The sequence below is a fragment of the Pseudomonas sp. PAGU 2196 genome (assembly GCF_022179005.1).
Classification (GTDB): domain Bacteria; phylum Pseudomonadota; class Gammaproteobacteria; order Pseudomonadales; family Pseudomonadaceae; genus Aquipseudomonas; species Aquipseudomonas kermanshahensis.
In genome coordinates, this window is sequence record NZ_BNTL01000009.1 from 64,847 (window position 1) to 83,360 (window position 18,514).

General features: G+C 63.7%; 17 protein-coding genes. 6 read left to right on the plus strand and 11 right to left on the minus strand.

Going from position 1 to position 18,514, the window contains the following annotated elements; genetic code table 11:
* Positions 1-28 precede the first annotated feature (28 nt).
* From pqqB to MFF34_RS08505, 5 genes are read left to right on the plus strand one after another with little or no spacing between them, the layout of a single operon-like run.
* Positions 29-940: a pyrroloquinoline quinone biosynthesis protein PqqB gene (pqqB, locus tag MFF34_RS08485; protein WP_238212391.1), complete on the plus strand. Its 912-nt coding sequence runs from the start codon at positions 29-31 to the stop codon at positions 938-940.
* 9 nt (positions 941-949) lie between these two features.
* Complete coding sequence (gene pqqC / locus MFF34_RS08490; protein WP_027594362.1) at positions 950-1,705, plus strand: pyrroloquinoline-quinone synthase PqqC; 756 nt, start codon at positions 950-952, stop codon at positions 1,703-1,705.
* Entirely contained in the window at positions 1,702-1,977 is a 276-nt protein-coding gene (gene pqqD / locus MFF34_RS08495) for a pyrroloquinoline quinone biosynthesis peptide chaperone PqqD (RefSeq protein ID WP_238212393.1), read from the plus strand. The genes pqqC and pqqD overlap by 4 nt, the downstream gene beginning before the upstream one ends.
* Positions 1,949-3,109: a pyrroloquinoline quinone biosynthesis protein PqqE gene (gene pqqE / locus MFF34_RS08500; protein ID WP_027594360.1), complete on the plus strand. Its 1,161-nt coding sequence runs from the start codon at positions 1,949-1,951 to the stop codon at positions 3,107-3,109. Before pqqD ends, pqqE begins: the two co-directional genes overlap by 29 nt.
* Positions 3,075-4,898, plus strand: a complete 1,824-nt coding sequence (locus MFF34_RS08505; protein WP_238212395.1) for a S9 family peptidase — start codon at positions 3,075-3,077, stop codon at positions 4,896-4,898. Before pqqE ends, MFF34_RS08505 begins: the two co-directional genes overlap by 35 nt.
* Before the next feature lie 33 nt (positions 4,899-4,931).
* Here the strand turns inward: MFF34_RS08505 and MFF34_RS08510 are convergent, their stop codons facing one another.
* A complete protein-coding gene (locus MFF34_RS08510) occupies positions 4,932-5,090 on the minus strand; it encodes a YqaE/Pmp3 family membrane protein (RefSeq protein WP_007904205.1) in 159 nt (52 codons plus the stop codon).
* Positions 5,091-5,240: 150 nt separating this feature from the next.
* Positions 5,241-6,521 (minus strand): aspartate aminotransferase family protein, encoded by a 1,281-nt coding sequence (locus tag MFF34_RS08515; RefSeq protein ID WP_238212397.1) that lies wholly within the window; start codon positions 6,519-6,521, stop codon positions 5,241-5,243.
* Between the two features lie 211 nt (positions 6,522-6,732).
* Between MFF34_RS08515 and MFF34_RS08520 the strand changes: the two genes are divergently transcribed.
* On the plus strand, positions 6,733-7,656 hold the full coding sequence (locus MFF34_RS08520; RefSeq protein WP_085274061.1) for a LysR family transcriptional regulator: 924 nt from the start codon (positions 6,733-6,735) through the stop codon (positions 7,654-7,656).
* Between the two features lie 333 nt (positions 7,657-7,989).
* On the opposite strand, the gene MFF34_RS08525 is transcribed toward MFF34_RS08520, so the two are convergent.
* The 9 genes from MFF34_RS08525 to bioB form a co-directional block, all read right to left on the minus strand.
* On the minus strand, positions 7,990-9,768 hold the full coding sequence (locus MFF34_RS08525) for an acyl-CoA dehydrogenase C-terminal domain-containing protein (protein WP_238212407.1): 1,779 nt from the start codon (positions 9,766-9,768) through the stop codon (positions 7,990-7,992).
* Between the two features lie 123 nt (positions 9,769-9,891).
* Positions 9,892-11,175, minus strand: coding sequence for a diguanylate cyclase (locus MFF34_RS08530; RefSeq protein WP_238212417.1), 1,284 nt, complete (start codon positions 11,173-11,175; stop codon positions 9,892-9,894).
* Positions 11,176-11,437: 262 nt separating this feature from the next.
* The gene (locus tag MFF34_RS08535; protein WP_027594354.1) at positions 11,438-13,243 is read right to left on the minus strand and encodes a phenylacyl-CoA dehydrogenase; all 1,806 of its coding nucleotides are present in this window, start codon (positions 13,241-13,243) and stop codon (positions 11,438-11,440) included.
* Between the two features lie 363 nt (positions 13,244-13,606).
* Positions 13,607-13,903, minus strand: a complete 297-nt coding sequence (locus tag MFF34_RS08540; RefSeq protein WP_099428155.1) for a pyrroloquinoline quinone biosynthesis protein PqqE — start codon at positions 13,901-13,903, stop codon at positions 13,607-13,609.
* Positions 13,904-14,015: 112 nt separating this feature from the next.
* Complete coding sequence (bioD, locus tag MFF34_RS08545; RefSeq protein ID WP_027594352.1) at positions 14,016-14,696, minus strand: dethiobiotin synthase; 681 nt, start codon at positions 14,694-14,696, stop codon at positions 14,016-14,018.
* Between the two features lie 10 nt (positions 14,697-14,706).
* Positions 14,707-15,525 (minus strand): malonyl-ACP O-methyltransferase BioC, encoded by an 819-nt coding sequence (bioC, locus tag MFF34_RS08550; RefSeq protein WP_238212419.1) that lies wholly within the window; start codon positions 15,523-15,525, stop codon positions 14,707-14,709.
* Positions 15,518-16,249: an alpha/beta fold hydrolase gene (locus MFF34_RS08555; RefSeq protein ID WP_238212421.1), complete on the minus strand. Its 732-nt coding sequence runs from the start codon at positions 16,247-16,249 to the stop codon at positions 15,518-15,520. Before MFF34_RS08555 ends, bioC begins: the two co-directional genes overlap by 8 nt.
* On the minus strand, positions 16,242-17,414 hold the full coding sequence (gene bioF, locus MFF34_RS08560) for an 8-amino-7-oxononanoate synthase (RefSeq protein ID WP_238212423.1): 1,173 nt from the start codon (positions 17,412-17,414) through the stop codon (positions 16,242-16,244). The genes MFF34_RS08555 and bioF overlap by 8 nt, the downstream gene beginning before the upstream one ends.
* Position 17,415: 1 nt before the next feature.
* Entirely contained in the window at positions 17,416-18,474 is a 1,059-nt protein-coding gene (gene bioB, locus MFF34_RS08565; protein WP_027594348.1) for a biotin synthase BioB, read from the minus strand.
* Positions 18,475-18,514 lie beyond the last annotated feature (40 nt).

Here is an 18,514-nt window from a genome sequence, read left to right on the forward strand (position 1 = left end):
GGAAACGGTTTTCCGGTAGAGAGTGGCCATGTACATCCAGATTCTCGGTTCTGCCGCCGGCGGCGGCTTCCCCCAGTGGAACTGCAACTGCGTCAACTGCAAGGGCTACCGCGACGGCAGCCTGCGGGCCACGGCGCGCACGCAATCGTCCATCGCGCTGTCCGACGATGGCGAGCACTGGGTCTTGTGCAATGCCTCGCCCGACATCCGCGCCCAACTGCAGGCCTTCGCGCCGATGCAGCCGGCCCGCGCCCTGCGCGATACCGGCATCAATGCCATCGTCCTGCTCGACAGCCAGATCGACCACACCACCGGCCTGCTCAGCCTGCGCGAAGGCTGCCCGCACCAGGTGTGGTGCACAGACATGGTCCACCAAGACCTGACCACCGGCTTTCCGCTGTTCAACATGCTCAGCCACTGGAACGGCGGCCTGCAATGGAACCGCATCGAGCTCGAAGGCAGCTTCGTTATCGACGCCTGCCCCAACCTCAGGTTCACGCCCTTCCCCCTGCGCAGCGCCGCGCCCCCCTATTCGCCGCACCGCTTCGACCCGCACCCGGGTGACAACCTGGGCTTGCTGGTCGAAGACACCCGCACCGGTGGCAAGCTGTTCTACGCCCCGGGCCTGGGCCTGGTCGACGACAAGCTGCTGGCGATGATGCACGGCGCCGACTGCCTGCTGGTCGACGGCACCCTGTGGGAAGACGATGAAATGCAGCGCCGTGGTGTCGGCACCCGCACCGGTCGCGAGATGGGCCACCTGGCGCAAAACGGCCCCGGCGGTATGCTCGAGGTGCTCGATGGTTTCCCGCGCCAGCGCAAGGTACTTATCCACATCAACAACACCAACCCAATTCTCGATGAAGACTCGCCAGAACGGGCCGAGGTCCAGCGTCGAGGCGTTGAAGTCGCCTTCGATGGCATGAGCATCGAGCTTTAAGGAGGCCTGATGAGCGACCCGTTGCCGATGTCCCCTGCCGAATTCGAGCAGGCCCTGCGCGCCAAAGGTGCCTACTACCATATTCATCACCCGTATCACGTGGCGATGTACCAAGGCCGCGCCAGCCGCGAGCAGATCCAGGGCTGGGTAGCCAACCGCTTCTACTACCAGGTCAACATCCCGATGAAGGATGCCGCGATCCTGGCCAACTGCCCGGACCGCGAAGTACGCCGTGAGTGGATCCAGCGCCTGCTCGACCATGACGGCGCGCCTGGCGAAGACGGCGGTATTGAGGCCTGGCTGCGCCTTGGCCAGGCCGTGGGCCTGGACCCTGATCAACTGCGCTCCCAGGAGCTGGTACTGCCCGGCGTGCGCTTTGCCGTCGACGCCTACGTCAACTTCGCCCGCCGCGCCAGTTGGCAAGAGGCGGCCAGCAGCTCGCTGACCGAGCTGTTCGCCCCGCAGATCCACCAGTCGCGCCTGGACAGCTGGCCACAGCACTACCCCTGGATCGACCCCGCCGGCTACGAATACTTCCGCACGCGCCTGGGCCAGGCGCGGCGTGATGTCGAGCACGGCCTGGCAATCACCTTGCAGCACTACACCACCCGTGCGGGCCAGGAGCGTATGCTGGAGATCCTGCAGTTCAAGCTGGATATTCTTTGGAGCATGCTCGATGCCATGAGCATGGCCTACGAGCTGAACCGCCCGCCTTATCATTCGGTCACCCAGGAACGGGTCTGGCACAAGGGGATCGCCCTATGACTTTCGATCGCAAGCAAGTGCCCAACTGGCGCCCCGGCTACCGCTTCCAGTACGAGCCGGCACAGAAAGGCCATGTGTTGCTGTACCCCGAGGGCATGATCAAGCTCAACGAAAGCGCTGCGCTGATCGGCGGCCTGATCGATGGCCAGCGCGACGTCGCGGCAATCATTGCCGAACTTGCACGGCAGTTCCCCGATGTGCCGGAAGTTGCCGACGACATCGAGCAGTTCATGGAGGTGGCCCGTGGCGAACACTGGATCGTCCTCGCCTGAGTTGCCGGCCACGCCCGAGGTCGGCTTGCCGCTGTGGCTGCTGGCCGAGCTCACCTACCGTTGCCCGCTGCAATGCCCGTACTGCTCCAACCCGCTGGACTTCGCTGCCCAAGGCCAAGAACTAAGCACCGCGCAGTGGTTCAAGGTGATGGCCGAAGCGCGAGAAATGGGCGCCGCGCAGATTGGCTTCTCCGGCGGCGAACCGCTGGTGCGCCAGGACCTCGCCGAGCTGATCGGTGAGGCCCGTCGGCTGGGCTACTACACCAACCTGATCACCTCCGGCATCGGCCTGACCGAAGCCCGCATCGCCGAATTCAAAAAAGCCGGCCTGGACCATATCCAGATCAGCTTCCAGGCCAGCGACGAGCAGGTGAACAACCTGCTGGCCGGCTCGAAAAAGGCCTTCGCGCAGAAGCTGGAGATGGCCCGTGCCGTGAAGGCCCACGGCTACCCGATGGTGCTCAACTTCGTTACCCATCGGCACAACATCGACAAGATCGACCGCATCATCGAGCTGTGCATCGCCCTCGAAGCCGACTTCGTCGAGCTCGCCACCTGCCAGTTCTATGGCTGGGCGCACCTCAACCGCCTGGGCCTGCTGCCGACCCGCGCGCAATTGGAGCGCGCCGAGCGCATCACCAACCAATACCGTGACAAGCTCAAGGCCGAGGGCAACCCCTGCAAGCTGATCTTCGTCACCCCGGACTATTACGAAGAGCGCCCCAAGGCCTGCATGAATGGCTGGGGCAGCCTATTCCTGACCATCACCCCGGACGGCACCGCCCTGCCCTGCCACGGCGCCCGCCAACTGCCGGTGCAGTTCCCCAACGTGCGTGACCACGACCTGCGGCATATCTGGTACGACTCGTTCGGCTTCAACCGTTTCCGCGGTTACCAATGGATGCCTGAGCCCTGCCGCTCCTGCGATGAGAAGGAAAAGGACTTCGGCGGTTGCCGTTGCCAGGCCTTCATGCTCACCGGCGATGCCAGTAACGCCGACCCGGTGTGCGCAAAATCGGCTGACCACGGCATCATCCTCAAGGCCCGCGAGGAGGCAGAAACCGCCCAACTCGCGATTGAAGAGATGACCTTCCGCAATGAACGAAACTCCCGTGTCATCGCTCGCGGCTGAATTCAGCGCAGCCCAGGCCGTTGCTGCAGGCACCGACTTCGCCGAGCTCAAGGTCAGCCCGGCCGGGCTGTTCTGGAACGAATTTCGCCCGGCCGACGGCGCCTGCCGAATCTGGCACTGGCACCAGTACCAAGCCAAGTGCCTGACACCGGATGGCTTCAGTGTGCGCAGCCGGGTGTACGAATACGGCGGCGGCAGTTTCTGCGTCGGCGGTGACGGGCTGGTCTTCGTCAACGAAACGGATCAACAGGTGTATACCCAAGGGCTGGACGGCGAAGTGCCGCGCCCGCTGACCCAGGCAGACGACTGCCGCTACGGCGATGTGCACTGGCATGACGGCCAGGTGCTGGCAGTCGAGGAGCACCATGGGCCAACCGTGGAACATCGCCTGGTTGCCCTGCGCGAAGGCGCCCGCGAGGTGCTGGCTGAAGGTGCCGACTTCTACGCGTCACCCACCTTGAGCGGCGACGGGCAGCGCTTGGCCTGGGTCGAATGGGACCGCCCGGCGCAACCTTGGACACAGACGCGCTTGCTGCTGCGCGAGCGTGACAGCAGCGGCGCCTGGGGGCCTGCGCGTTGCGTGGCGGGCTTGGACGAATCCCTGCAACAACCGCGTTTCGATGCGCAAGGCCGCTTGTATTGCCTGTCGGACCGCAATGGCTTCTGGCAGCCCTGGGGGGAGATCGCCGGGCACTGGCAGGCCCTGCCCGCCGAACCCGCCGACCATGCCGGCGCGCCCTGGCAACTGGGTACCAGCACCTGGCTCGCCCTGGGGCCGCAACGCTATGTAGCCAGTTGGTTCGAGGATGGCTTTGCGCAACTAGGGCTGATAACCGCAAACCAGCAAGTGGAGCGTTTTGCCAGCGCCTACACCCGCTTTCGCAGCCTGGCGATGGATGCCGGGCAGCTCTATGCCATCGCCGCCTCGCCCGTCAGCCCACCCGCCGTCATTGCCATCGACCTGAGCAATCATGAGGTGCGGGTACTGGCCGGTGGTGCCGAGGTGCTGCCCGCCGAATGCATCAGCAAGCCGCAGGCCATGCGCTACGCCAGCGGCAACGGTATCGCCCATGGTTTCTTCTACCCGGCCATGAACGCCAAAGCGCCCGCGCCCTTGGTGGTGTTTATTCATGGCGGGCCGACCTCGGCGTGCTACCCAGCGCTCGACCCACGCATCCAGTATTGGACCCAGCGCGGCTTCGCCGTCGCCGACCTCAATTACCGCGGCAGCACGGGTTATGGCCGGGCCTATCGCCAGGCGCTGCACCTGCGCTGGGGCGAGAGCGATGTCGAGGATGCCTGCGCGGCGGTTGCGCACTTGGCGGGGCTGGGGCTGATCGACCCGAGCAAGGCCTTCATTCGCGGCGGCAGCGCGGGCGGCTACACCACGCTATGTGCCCTGGCGTTCCATGATGTGTTCCGGGCCGGCGCCAGCCTGTATGGCGTCAGTGACCCTGTCGCACTGGGCCGCGCCACGCACAAGTTCGAAGGGGATTACCTGGACTGGTTGATCGGCGACCCGCTGCAGGACGCCGAACGTTATCGCGCACGCACGCCCCTGCTGCATGCAGCGCAGATCAAGGTGCCGGTGATTTTCTTCCAGGGTGAGCTGGATGCGGTGGTGGTGCCAGAGCAGACGCGCCTGATGCTGGACGCCCTGAAGGCAAATGGCATTGCAGCCGAGGGGCACTTCTATGCGGGAGAGCGGCACGGGTTCCGTAATGCACAGAACCTGGCGCATGCGTTGGAAGAGGAATGGGCGTTTTATTGCCGGGTGTTGGGCCAGTAAAGCCAAGGGGGCCGCGCTGCGGCCCCGCGTTTCTCAGCGCTTGGCGATGATATACACCGCATGCACGATCCCCGGAATGTACCCACACAGCGTCAGCAGAATATTCAGCCAGAACGCCCCGGCAAAACCCACCTGCAGAAATACCCCAAGCGGCGGCAGCAAGATGGCGATGATGATGCGAATGAAGTCCATGCAAGTCTCTCCTGAAGGGTTACAACAGAGACTAGCCGCGCGTCATAGAGGTTCCACAGGGCCAGGGTACCCCTCAAAAAAAACGCCCCGGGCCAAATGAAACAGGCCAGGGGCGATGCGCAGGAACGCCAGACGGTTCGTTGAATTCAATTACGCCGGCATTTCGCGGCGGGCTTGCTGCTGTGCATGCAGGCGGGCAAAGGCGCGGGCCAAGCGCAGGAGCATTTCGTCGATGTTGCCCTTGCTCACGGTCAGCGCCGGCGAGAAACGCACCACATCCGCCTGCGGAGCATTGAGCAGCAGGCCTTCATGCAGGGCGGCCGTTACCAGGTCCTGGGCGACGCCTTCCTGCAGTTGCAGGGCCCACAGCAGCCCCTGGCCACGCACCTCGCCCTGGCCATAACGGCCAGCCAGGCGGCTCAGGCCTTCGCGTAGGTGGCGGCCGCTGTCCTGCACATGCTCGAAAAAGCCAGGCTCCAGCACGGTGTCCAGCACTGCCAGGCCTGCGGCGCTCATCAGCGCGTTGCCATGGTGGCTGCCTTCCAGCTCACCCGGCTCGGCGCAGCAAGCGGTGCCGCGTGCCAGCAAGGCGGCCAGCGGTACCCCACCGCCCAAGCCCTTGCCCAGGGTGATGATGTCGGCACGTACCCCGTAAGTCTGCTCAGCGAGCAGCGCACCACACCGGCCGATACCGGTCTGGACTTCATCCAGAATCAGCAGGATGCCCAGCTCGCGGCACAGCGTTTCGACGCCTTTGAGGTACGCCTGCGTGGCGGGAATAACCCCCGCCTCGCCCTGGATCGGCTCAAGCATGATCGCCACGGTGCGCGAGTTCACTTCCGCATGCAGTGCCGCCAGGTCATTGAAAGGCACCTTGCTGAAGCCCGGCAGCCCAGGCTCGCAGCGATTGCACGGCAGCGGGTCGGAGGCTGACAGCGCGCCCAGGCTGCGGCCGTGGCAAGCCTGGCTGGCGGTGATGATGTGATAGGCGCCGTTGCGGTGCAGCTGGCCCCATTTGCGCGCCAGCTTGATCGCCCCTTCGCACGCTTCGGCGCCGCTGTTCAGCAGGTAGGCCTGGTCGCTGCCGGTGCTCTGGCACAGGCGGTTGACCAGCGCCAGCCGGCCGCGGCTGTGAAACCCCGACCCCGGGTTGATCAGCGCCTGGGCCTGATTGCCCAGCGCCTTGACCAGTACGCTGGGGCTGTGGCCGAGGCTGTTCACCGCGCCGCCCTGGGTGAAGTCGAGGAAGGCATGCCCTTCGCTGTCCCACAACCACGAGCCCTGGCCGCGCACGAAAACCTGCGGGGCACGTTCGGTACTCGGCATCAGGCGCTCACGGGACAACTGCGGCGCATCCGCCACGGTCACCGGCGCACGCTCGGGCTCGGCGACGGCGGCGGCAGCCGAGCGACGCAGGTTGAACAGGTTCATCAGGGCTCCAACCAATCACGGTAAAGGGCGGCCAATGTGCGGTCTTGATGCCGGCACTTGATATTCAGCCTTGCCTATCAAAAGTGTTTTTCATCCGGGGTAACAATCCGGCCCGATGACCGCTGTAACCCACTGGAATACGGCGATAGACTAGGCGCCACGACGGGTTTCGACCATTTCGTTTTTCCAGCATTTTCGATAAGTGTTACTTATGGATTTCCGCCAACTGCGTTATTTCGTCGCGGTGTACGAAGAAGGCCATGTCGGCCGCGCCGCCGAGCGCCTGTCTTTGTCCCAACCCGCGCTTTCCCAGCAGATCCGCCAACTGGAGCACAGCCTCGACCTGAGCCTGTTCGAGCGCAGCAACAAACGCCTGCTGCCGACCTTGGCCGCCCACACGCTGTACAACCATGCCCTGCCGTTGCTCGATGGCCTGCAACGGGCCCAGGAGGCCATGCGCAACTTCAAGGGCCAGTCTTTGCGTACCCTGGCCATCGGCGTGCTGCAGACCGTGCGGCCCAGCCTGGTGCCGCAGTTGCTCGAACGCTTGCGCAAGGCCCAGCCGCACCTTGTGGTGCAAATCTACGAGCTGTCGGGGCTGGAAATCGAACGGCGCCTGCTCAATGGCAGCCTGGACATCGGCATCAGTTACCTGCCACCGCGCCAACCCGGGCTGCATGGCCTGTTGCTGTACGAAGATGAACTGCAGTTGGTCATCCCCGACACCCATCCCTTGAAGGACTTCAAGAAGGTGTCGATCCGCCAGGCCGCTGAACTGCCCATGCTGATGCTGGGCGAAGAGTTTCAGATTCGCCAGATTTGGCAGGCGCAACTGGCCAGCCAGGGCCGTCGGCCGCAGGTGCAGGCAGAGATGAACAACATGGCGGGGATTCTCGACAGCCTGGCCCATACGGCGCTGGCTACCATCTTGCCGGGGCGGGCCAAGGACGCGGCTGAGGATGACCAGGGGCTGCTGTGGAAGCCATTGAGCGAGCCGCGGGTGCCGCTCAAGGTCGGGCTGGTGTTCCGCGATGCGCAGCGCCAGCAAGCCTCGGTGGAGCTGCTGCGTACGTTACTGGAAGAAGAGACAGACGCGCGCCAGCTGGGAGGCTCGCCTTTGGATGTGCTGGGCTGACAAAAAAACGCGCACAAAGAAAACCCCGCCGAAGCGGGGTTTTCCAGACTGTTTCCCTGTGACATCCGTATCGCCCCGCCATCCTGGCAGGTGGTCCTTCGTCGTCTTCCTTGATCTGTCCTTTGCGCTTCCTGCGCAACGTCCATGTGGTAAAGATTACCTGTGGATCCAATCTGAGAACAGTGGTGAAAAGTCACCACGTCGTGTAGGAGAAAGCTTACAAAGGGGATTCAGTCCCAGCCATGGGACCGCACAACGATCCGAAATTGCGCGATTGATACCTGTGGGAGCGGCCCTGCGTCGCGATGGGCCGCAAAGCGGCCCCAAGATCTATCAGAACTGCTCAGCATCCAGCAGGTACAGCGACTCGCTCCCCGCCTTCACCGACGCCACCAGCGAATCCACCCGTGGCAGCAACCGTGCAAAGTAGAACCGCGCCGTACCCAGCTTGCCCGAGTAGAACGCCTCATCCCCCTCACCCGCCTGCGCCGCACGCGCCATCAGCGCCCACATATAGCCATACGCCACATAACCAAAGGCATGCAGGTACTCGACCGAGGCCGCGCCAATTTCATTGGGGTTACCCTTGGCCTGCTCCAGCACCCACTCGGTCAGCCCGTCCAGCTGGTCGAGGTAAGCACCCAGCGGCTTGGCGAACTCGTCCAGCACGCTGTCGGCACCGGCGATGAAGCGGCGGATCTCGTCCGAGAAGAGCTTGTAGTATGCGCCGCCACTGGCAACCACCTTGCGCCCCATCAGGTCAAGGGCCTGGATGCCGTTGGTGCCTTCGTAGATCTGCGTAATCCGCACATCACGCACCAGTTGCTCCTGGCCCCACTCACGAATGTAGCCATGCCCACCGAACACCTGCTGGCCGTGCACCGCGCACTCCAGGCCCAGGTCGGTCAGGAAGGCCTTGGCCACCGGCGTCAACAAGGCCACCAGCTCTTCACTGCGCTTGCGCGTGGTGGCGTCTTCGCTGTACTTGGCACTGTCGAGTTGCAGCGCCACGTAGCTCGAGAAGGCGCGCCCGCCTTCGATCAAGGCCTTCATGGTTAGCAGCATGCGCCGCACATCAGGGTGGACGATGATCGGGTCGGCAACCTTGTCCTTGGCGTGCGGGCCGGTCGGGGCACGGCTCTGCAGGCGGTCACGGGCGTACTCAACGGCGTTCTGGTAGGAACGCTCAGCCGATGCCAGGCCCTGAATGCCGACGCCCAGGCGCTCGTAGTTCATCATGGTGAACATGGCCGCCAAGCCCTTGTTGGGCTCACCGACCAGGTAACCGACCGCTTCGTCGAAGTTCATCACACAAGTGGCGGAGGCTTGAATACCCATCTTGTGTTCGATCGAGCCGCAAGTGGCCGGGTTGCGCGCCCCCAGGCTGCCGTCTGGATTGACCAGGAACTTGGGCACCAGGAACAACGAAATGCCTTTCGGCCCGGCGGGCGCGTCCGGCAGCTTGGCCAGCACCAGGTGGATGATGTTCTCGGTCAGGTCGTGCTCACCACCGGTGATGAAGATCTTGGTGCCACTGACCTTGTAGCTGCCGTCAGCCTGGGGTTCGGCCTTGGTGCGGATGATGCCCAGGTCGGTGCCGGCATGGGGCTCGGTCAGGCACATGGAGCCCGCCCAGACGCCGGCGTACATGTTGGGCAGGTACTGTTGCTTGAGCGCTTCACTGGCGTGGGCATTGATCGACAGGCAGGCACCGGCAGTCAGCATCGGGTACAGGCCGAAGGCCAGGCTCGACGCGTTGACCATTTCCTCGACCTGGGCCGAGATAACCTTGGGCATGCCCATGCCGCCGAACAAGGGATCGCCACCAACGCCCACCCAGCCACCTTCGGCGTAGGTGTTGTAGGCCTCGATGAAGCCGGCCGGCGTGCTGACCGCGCCGTTGTCCCAGTGGCAACCCTCTTCGTCGGCGGCACGGCTGAGTGGGGCGATGGTCCTGGCCGTCACCTTGCCCGCCTCTTCCAGCACGGCGAGGGCGGTCTCGGCATCCACCACTTCGGCCAGCGCGGGCAACTGCGCCCATTGCTCGGTCACGTTGAAGACTTCATTCAAAACGAAGCGCATGTCGCGCAGGGGCGCTTTATAGTCGGCCATGACAACCTCTCACTAGTAGGGTCGGGGCGGTCTCGGGGAACCGCGACACTGGGTTGCAGGCAGTGTAACCGAACAACTTTTACGAGACATAGGGTCATCAGCTGACCGTATAGTCTTGTTTGGTCACACCATGCGGACCGCCCCACGCTGCGATTGTTGCCCATGCACCATGACACAATTGCGCCCGGCCTCTTTGGCGCTGTACAGCGCCTGGTCGGCAGACTTGAGCACCGCCTCCGGGTTGCGATGATCGGCCTGGCGCTCGGCCACACCGATGCTGATGGTCACCGACACCGTACTCGCGCCGCTGCCAGCACGGCGCTGACGCCCTGTCGAATCGTCCTGCGGTCGGCTGTTCTGGTCGCGCAGCTGCATCGCATAGTTAGCAATCACCCCGCGCACAGCTTCCACATGCGGCACGCATTCTTCAGCCGTCTTGCCCGCAAAGACCAGGGCGAATTCCTCGCCACCATAACGGTAGGCGCGGCCACCACCGGTGACCTTGGACAACCGGCTGGCAACCAGGCGCAACACCTGGTCGCCGACATCGTGACCGTGGGTATCGTTGAATTTCTTGAAGTGGTCGACGTCGGTCATGGCGATCACATAGTTGCGCCCCAGCCGCTGCATACGCTCGTTCAAAGCACGGCGCCCCGGCAAGCCCGTCAGCTCGTCGCGGAAGGCCATCTGATAGGCCTCGTGCGCCACGGCCGCGGCAATCATCAACATCACCTGGCTGCACATGATGTTCAGGGTAAACGGCAGGATGAACGTCTGCGGCAGCATCCAGAACAGGCCAATCAGGCCAATGACCTGCGCCGCATGCAACGGCCTGGGCGCACGCAGGTACTGCACCACCAGCAGGATGAACACGCCGAGGAACAGCGGGTAGACCATCTGGATCAGGCTCATCCACTGGCCGTGCAAGGCCGGCCAGCGGATCTCCGCCAGCCAGGCCAGTAGCGCATCGGGGTAGCTTTGTTCCAGTGCCACCGCAACGCTGGCAACGGCGAACAACACTGCGAAGCGGGCGACCAGGTCCTGCAGCAGGTGGGTGCGCTCCTGCCAGGCGCCATACAGCCCGAACAGGGCCGGCAGCAGCAGGCACACCAAGTGGAAGATGACCGCGGCGTCCGCACGCACGTGGCCGTTGTCGCGGTAGAAGTCGGTCTGGGTGTCGAGCAGGAAGTAGGCGATGTACACCGTCACCATCAGAAACAGCTCACGCTGACGTCGGTAAACAGCACAGTAAGCACCGCCCAATAGCAGGACCAAGGTGGGCAAGACATTGAACAGCGATGTGAAAAAGACACTGAGGTCTCTTACGTAAGCCGCCGCAAGGCCTGCCAGCAAGAGAAACAGCGAAGGCAGGAAGTGGGTTACACGTACAGCATCAAGACGAAACAAGGGTAATCTCCAACCCGGCAGATCAATAGTGGCATTGTGCCCTTATTTCATCGGCAGCGCGCGTGAACAGTTGAATACAGATCTGATGCCGCCCCTCTGTAGGAGCAGCCTTGTGCTGCGAAGAGGCCGGTATGACAAACGATTTTCTGTGGCCGTTATGGCCTCTTCGCAGCACAAGGCTGCTCCTACACAGGCATCTGGCTGCAGAATAAAAAAACCCGCCTGCCGGTGAGGGCAGGCGGGTTTTTGTGCACGCGGTGGATCAGTAAGAGAGGCCGAAGTGCTCTTCGTCCATCGCCATCAGGTTCCCAGCACCCGACAGCATGGTCGCCACATGGGTACGGGTGCGCGGCAGGATGCGCTGGAAGTAGAAGCGCGCGGTCTGCAGCTTGGCGGTGTAGAACGCCACTTCTTCAGTACCGGCAGCCAGCTTCTCGGCAGCCAGACGAGCGATGTCGGCCCAGAAGTAAGCCAGGCAGGCGTAACCGGAATACATCAGGTAATCGACCGAAGCGGCACCCACTTCTTCGCGATCCTTCATGGCCGCCATACCCACTTTCATGGTCAGCTCGCCCCATTCCTTGTTGATGGCCGCCAACGGCTCAACGAACTCTTTGACCGCCTCGTTGCCTTCCTGCGCCTGGCAGAACTTGTGCACGATCTTGGTAAAGCCCTTCAGGGCTTCGCCTTGGGTCATCAGCACTTTACGGCCGAGCAGGTCCAGCGCCTGGATACCGGTGGTGCCTTCGTACAGCATGGAGATACGGCTGTCGCGCACGTTCTGCTCCATGCCCCACTCGGCGATGAAGCCATGACCGCCGTAGATCTGCACGCCGTGGTTGGCGGCCTCGAAACCGACTTCGGTCATGAAGGCCTTGGCGATCGGGGTCATGAAGGCCAGCAGGGCGTCGGCTTTTTTGCGCTCTTCCTCGTCCTGGCTGTACTTGACGATATCCACCTGCTTGGCGGTGAAGTAGACCATGGCGCGGTTGCCTTCGGCGAAGGCCTTCATGGTCAGCAGCATGCGGCGCACGTCCGGGTGGACGATGATCGGGTCAGCCGCCTTTTCAGGGGCTTTAGGGCCGGTCAGCGAACGCATCTGCAGGCGCTCACGGGCGTATTTCAGGCCGCCCTGGAACGCCACTTCGGCGTGGGCCAGGCCTTGCAGCGCGGTGCCCAGGCGAGCAGTGTTCATGAAGGTGAACATGCAGTTCAGGCCTTTGTTGGCCGGGCCGATCAGGTAGCCGGTAGCGCCGTCGAAGTTCATCACGCAGGTGGCGTTACCGTGGATGCCCATTTTGTGCTCGATCGAGCCACAGGTCACCGCGTTGCGCTCACCGATAGCGCCTTCGGCGTTGGGCAGGAACTTGGGCACGATGAACAGCGAGATGCCTTTGGTGCCGGCCGGTGCATCCGGCAGGCGGGCCAGGACGATATGGACGATGTTATCAGCCATGTCGTGCTCACCGGCGGAGATGAAGATCTTGGTACCGGACACTTTGTACGACCCGTCGGCCTGTGGCTCGGCCTTGGTACGCAGCATGCCCAGATCGGTACCGCAGTGCGGCTCGGTCAGGCACATGGTGCCGGTCCACTCGCCGCTGACCAGCTTGGTCAGGTAGGTGTGCTGTTGCTCTTCGGTGCCGTGCTCGGAAATGGTGTTCATCGCGCCATGGGACAGGCCCGGGTACATGCCCCACGACCAGTTCGACTCACCGACCATCTCGCTCAGGGCCAGGCCCAGCGACTCTGGCAGGCCTTGGCCGCCGTGGGCCACGTCGTGGGCCAGGCTCGGCCAGCCACCTTCGACGAATTGCTCGTAGGCCGCTTTGAAACCGGTCGGCGTCTTCACGCCCGACTCGCTCCAGGTGCAGCCTTCCTGATCGCCAACGCGGTTCAGCGGGGCCAGTACCTGCTCACAGAACTTCGCGCCTTCTTCGAGGATCGCGTCGACCATATCAGGCGTGGCGTCCTGGCAACCCGGCAGGCTCTGATAATGCGCTTCGTAGCCGAGCAGTTCGTCGCGAACGAAACGGATATCACGCAAGGGGGCTTTGTAGTCAGGCATTGCGATGAACCTCTGTGATGAGTTCGGGGGTGATCGGAACTGCCGGCAAGGCTTGGCGGCCGTCGATCAAACAGTTGTTTGAAACTTACGTTTAGCGCGAGCGGATGTCAAGGAGGGACGATAGTGCCATTTACGCCACGAAAAATGGCGTTTACGCCACCCACACATGAAATCTACACAACCCCTTGTAGGAGCAGCCTTGTGCTGCGAAGAGGCCAGCGATAAAAACGAACATCCCAGGGTGTTTAGCGGCCTCTTCGCAGCACAAGGCTGCTCCTACAGAGGGCGCGCAGGGGCGCAATGAGGCGCAAGGGAAGCCCGCGCCCACAAAGGAAGAGTCGCTAAGTTGAGTGCCGCGAGGGATCAGGCGTAGGTGTCGATGATCCGGCCGAGCATTTCGTCGGATGCCTTGACGACTTTCGCGCCAAGCTCCACTTCATGTTTGCCCAGCGCCAGTTGCACGGTACTGGTGGCCAAATCCATCTGCTGGCTGCGATCAACAGCGCGCAGACGCTCAGCCTGGAAGTCGCTCGACTGGCTGGTGGCGGTGCGTTCGGCGGTATTGTTGGCGATCTGGCTGGCGGCTTGATCCACGCGGTTCTGGCCGCTTTGGATTGCGCTGAGGCCCGCGTAATAGGCGGAGCTGCCGGTGATTTCCATGTCAGGACTCCATTGACGCTGGATGACGAACAGGCCTCATTAAAGCAGCAGATGGCAGAAAAGGCCCGTTTAAATCGTCAATGGCCCAATGCCAGTCGATAGGCAGCGGCCGTTAATCCAGCAAATCCAGCTGCAAATGCTCAGCCACCATATCGGCACTCGCCAGCTTCAACTTCGGTACGCGCCCCAGGCAAGGCGCCGGCAAGCGCTCGGCGAGGCTGGCCAGGTTCTCTTCCAATCGCGATGTGCGCGGTTCGATGATATTCGCCACCCAGCCCGCCAGTTGAAGCCCATCGCGGGCAATTGCTTCGGCGCTGAGCAAGGCATGGCTGATACAGCCCAGGCGCACCCCAACCACCAGGATCACCGGCAGTTGCAGGGCAATGGCCAGGTCGGACAGGTTGGCCTGGCCCGACAGCGGCACACGCCAGCCACCGGCGCCTTCGATCAAGGTGAAGTCGGCGTTTTGCTGCAGCACGTTACGCATCGCCGCCAGCAGCTCGGGCACACCCAGCGTGACGCCGGCCTCGCGTGCGGCGACATGGGGTGCGATCGCAGGCTCGAAGGCGAATGGGTTGACCTGTTCGTACGGCAATTTGATCGTGCTTTCATCAATCAGCGCCTGTGCGTCGCTGTTGCGCAGCCCTTTTGCGGTTACCGTGCAACCCGACGCCACCGGCTTGGCGCCCAATGTGCTCATGCCCTGCAACCGCGCTGCATGCAGCAGGCCGGCAGCAATCGTGGTCTTGCCGACATCGGTATCGGTACCGGCAATGAAATAGGCCTGGCTCATCTGACTCCCCTTACGCCTGTGGCTTGCGCAACACACCATAGACCACTTGGTAAGTGGCGGGCAGCCCCTGAGGCTGGCGAAATGCCTCATACGCCTGCAACAAGCCCTGCATGCGGGCACGGCCGGTGAGGCCGGAGGGGCGGCCCGGGTTGATATTGTGTGCACCAAGCGCCTTCAGCTCGTGGGTCAGGCTGCGTACATCGGGGTAGTGCAGCACGTGCGCGCGCTGCTGCAGGGCTACCTGCTCGAAGCCACTGCCCGCGCACAGGCGCTGGTAATCGTCAAAGCGGCGGAAACGGTTGACATGCACCAGGCCATCCACGGCCTGCCAGCTGGCACGCAGCTCATCGAGCGTGCCGACGCACAGGCTGCTGAAGGCCAGCACCCCGCCTGGGCGCAACACCCGGCGCGCCTCGTCCAGCACACTGGCGAACTGCCCGCACCATTGCACCGCCAGGCTGGAGAACACCAGATCGACGCTGGCATCGCGCAGCGGCAACCGCTCGGCATCGCCGGCCACGTGGTAGTGCGCGCCGCGCTGTTCGTTACGGGCATGGCGCAGCATGCCTTCGGCGATATCCACCGCCACGCCACTGGCCTGCGCGAAGCGCTCGGCCAGCACCCGGCTGAAGTGGCCGGTGCCGCTGCCCAGGTCCAGCCAGCGCGACGGTGCCAAGCCCTCTGGCAACTGGCCCAGCAGGTTCAGGCCGACGTCGCGCTGCAACGCGGCGACGCTGTCGTAACTGGCCGCCGCGCGGGAAAACGAGGCCGCCACCTGGCGCTTGTCCGGCAGCGCGCCGGGCAGGGTCGGACGGGAAAGGTCAGTCATCGCCACTCTCATGCAGAAAACTCTTGATACCCGCCGCCAGTTCCTGTGGATATTCCAGCAGGAAGGCGTGGGAACTCTCTTCGACCAGACCCACTTCCACGTCTGGCAACAGTTCGCTCAGGGCCTTGGCAGCTTCCGCCGGCACCAGTGCGTCGCTGCCGGCAAACAAGTGCAACTGCGGCCCGGTGTAGTGTTGCAGCGCAGCGCGGGTATCCAGTTGCGCCAGCACCTGCAAGCCACTGGCCAGGTACAGCGGGTCGGTGTCGGGCACCCCGACGCCCAGCTGGCGCAGCAAGGTGCGCGGCTGCAAGGCGCCGTCGCTGCACAGGGTGCGGAAGCGTTTGAGGGTTACCTGGGTGTGGCTGCGGCAACCGTCGAGGAAGGTGCCGAAGGTGTCTTCGGCCATGCCGTGGGGCCAGTCTGGCCGCGCCACGAAACTGGGGTTGCTGGCCAAGGTCAGCAGTCCGCAACAGTGGTCGCCGCGCTTGCGCGCAAGTTCGCTGGCGAGCATGCCGCCCAGCGACCAACCGCCCAGCCAGGTATCACTGGGCAACTTGCGGTCAAGGTGGTCGACCCACGCCTGTACGTCGGCGTCGGCCAGCTCCGGCAGGGGCATCAGTTCGACCTGCAGGCGGGCATCCTGGGCGCGCAGGCTGGCCGCCAACGGCTCCAGCGCAGCAGTACCCAAGCCCCATCCGGGGAGAAGGATCAGTCGGTTACGCATCGGCGGCCTCCAGCTGTGGATAACACTCGGCCAATGCATTCAACAATAGCTGCACCTGCGCCTCGCTGTGCGCGGCGCTCAAGGTAACCCGCAAGCGTGCGCTGCCGGCAGGCACGGTGGGCGGGCGAATTGCCGTCACCAGCAAGCCACGTTCGCGCAACATCTGCGACAGGCGCAGCGCTTGTGCGCTGTCGCCAATCAGGATCGGCTGGATCGGCGTCGGGCTGTCCATCAACTGCAGGCCGATCTGTTCGGCACCCAGGCGGAACTGGCGAATCAACGCAGCCAGGTGCTCACGGCGCCAGGTTTCGCGGCGCAGCAGCTCCAGGCTCTTGAGTGTCGCGCAGGCCAGCGCCGGGGGTTGGCTAGTGGTGTAGATATAGGGCCGGGCAAACTGCACCAGCGCTTCGATCAACGCCTCGCTGCCGGCGACAAAGGCACCCGCCGTACCGCAGGCCTTGCCCAGCGTGCCGATCAGCACAGGCACATCATCGATGCCCAGGCCGAAGTGCTCGACGATACCGCCACCTTGCGCACCCAACGTGCCCAGGCCATGGGCATCATCGACCATCAGCCAGGCGCCGCGGCCGCGGGCAACCTTGGCCAACGCCGGCAAATCGGCAAGGTCGCCATCCATGCTGAACACCCCGTCGGTTACCACCAGGGTATTGCCGACGGCCTTGTCCAGGCGGCTCGCCAGGCTGGCCGGGTCGTTGTGCAGATAGCGGTTGAAACGGGCGCCGCTGAGCAGCCCGCCGTCGAGCAAGGACGCGTGGTTAAGGCGGTCCTGCAACACCGTGTCACCCTGCCCGACCAGCGCGGTGATTGCACCCAGGTTGGCCATGTAGCCGGTGGAGAACAACAGCGCGCGCGGGCGCCCAGTGAGTTCTGCCAGGGCCTCCTCGACCTGGTGGTGCGGCGTGCTGTGGCCAACCACCAGGTGCGACGCGCCGCCACCGACACCCCACCGCTCAGCGCCCGCCTGCCACGCAGCGATCACCTCGGGGTGGTTGGCCAGGCCCAGGTAATCATTGCTGCAAAATGCCAACAGCGGCTGGCCATCGACCACCACCTCAGGCCCTTGCGGGCTCTCCAGCAGGGGCCGTTGCCGATACAGGTCTGCGGCGCGCCGTTCGGCCAGGCGCGCCGCCAGGTCAAAGGCCATTTCAGGCCGATGCTGCGTTGTAGAACATCTCGCTGCTGCGCTGTTCGACCAGCGCCTGCTCGATGGCCGCCTGGTGCACTTCATCGGCATGCTCTTCGCGGGCCTCAGGCTTGATGCCGAGGCGGGCGAACAGCTGCATGTCTTTATCAGCCTGCGGGTTGGCGGTGGTCAGCAGTTTTTCGCCATAGAAGATCGAGTTGGCGCCAGCCATGAAGGCCAGGGCCTGCATCTGTTCGTTCATCTGCTCGCGGCCAGCCGACAGGCGCACATGGGACTTGGGCATCAGCAGGCGGGCCACCGCCAGCATGCGGATGAAATCGAACGGGTCGACATCTTCTTCCTCGGCCAGCGGCGTGCCGGCGACCTTGACCAGCATGTTGATCGGCACCGACTCTGGGTGCTCCGGCAGGTTGGCCAACTGGATCAGCAGGCCGGCGCGGTCGTCCAGCGACTCGCCCATGCCCAGGATGCCGCCAGAGCAGATCTTCATCCCGGCATCGCGCACATAGGCCAGGGTCTGCAGGCGCTCGCTGTAGGTGCGGGTGGTGATGATGCTGCCGTAGAACTCCGGCGAGGTGTCGAGGTTGTGGTTGTAGTAGTCGAGGCCGGCCTGGGCCAGGGCCTGGGTCTGGTCCTGGTCGAGCTTGCCGAGGGTCATGCAGGTTTCCAGGCCCATGGCCTTCACCCCTTTGACCATCTCCAGCACGTAGGGCATGTCCTTGGCCGACGGATGCTTCCACGCCGCGCCCATGCAGAAGCGGGTCGAGCCGATGGCTTTGGCGCGGGCGGCTTCTTCCAGCACCTTCTGCACTTCCATCAGCTTCTGTTTTTCCAGCCCGGTGTTGTAGTGGCCGGACTGCGGACAATATTTGCAATCTTCTGGGCAGGCGCCGGTCTTGATCGACAGCAGGGTCGAAACCTGAACGCGGTTCGGGTCGAAGTGCGCACGGTGCACGGTCTGCGCCTGGAACAGCAGGTCATTGAACGGTTGCTGGAACAGCGCCTTGACCTCGGCCAAGGTCCAGTCGTGACGTGTTGTTGCAGTTGTGCTGGCGCTCATCGGCGTTTCCTTGTTTAGGCTGTAACTGGCGCCGGGACAG

Coding starts and splice junctions, on each gene's coding strand:
- pqqB (WP_238212391.1), top strand. CDS start 29: ATGTACATCCAGATTCTCGGTTCTGCCGCCGGCGGCGGCTTCCCCCAG.
- pqqC (WP_027594362.1), top strand. CDS start 950: ATGAGCGACCCGTTGCCGATGTCCCCTGCCGAATTCGAGCAGGCCCTG.
- pqqD (WP_238212393.1), top strand. CDS start 1,702: ATGACTTTCGATCGCAAGCAAGTGCCCAACTGGCGCCCCGGCTACCGC.
- MFF34_RS08505 (WP_238212395.1), top strand. CDS start 3,075: ATGAACGAAACTCCCGTGTCATCGCTCGCGGCTGAATTCAGCGCAGCC.
- MFF34_RS08510 (WP_007904205.1), bottom strand. CDS start 5,090: ATGGACTTCATTCGCATCATCATCGCCATCTTGCTGCCGCCGCTTGGG.
- MFF34_RS08515 (WP_238212397.1), bottom strand. CDS start 6,521: ATGAACCTGTTCAACCTGCGTCGCTCGGCTGCCGCCGCCGTCGCCGAG.
- MFF34_RS08520 (WP_085274061.1), top strand. CDS start 6,733: ATGGATTTCCGCCAACTGCGTTATTTCGTCGCGGTGTACGAAGAAGGC.
- MFF34_RS08525 (WP_238212407.1), bottom strand. CDS start 9,768: ATGGCCGACTATAAAGCGCCCCTGCGCGACATGCGCTTCGTTTTGAAT.
- MFF34_RS08535 (WP_027594354.1), bottom strand. CDS start 13,243: ATGCCTGACTACAAAGCCCCCTTGCGTGATATCCGTTTCGTTCGCGAC.
- MFF34_RS08540 (WP_099428155.1), bottom strand. CDS start 13,903: ATGGAAATCACCGGCAGCTCCGCCTATTACGCGGGCCTCAGCGCAATC.
- bioD (WP_027594352.1), bottom strand. CDS start 14,696: ATGAGCCAGGCCTATTTCATTGCCGGTACCGATACCGATGTCGGCAAG.
- bioC (WP_238212419.1), bottom strand. CDS start 15,525: ATGACTGACCTTTCCCGTCCGACCCTGCCCGGCGCGCTGCCGGACAAG.
- MFF34_RS08555 (WP_238212421.1), bottom strand. CDS start 16,249: ATGCGTAACCGACTGATCCTTCTCCCCGGATGGGGCTTGGGTACTGCT.
- bioF (WP_238212423.1), bottom strand. CDS start 17,414: ATGGCCTTTGACCTGGCGGCGCGCCTGGCCGAACGGCGCGCCGCAGAC.
- bioB (WP_027594348.1), bottom strand. CDS start 18,474: ATGAGCGCCAGCACAACTGCAACAACACGTCACGACTGGACCTTGGCC.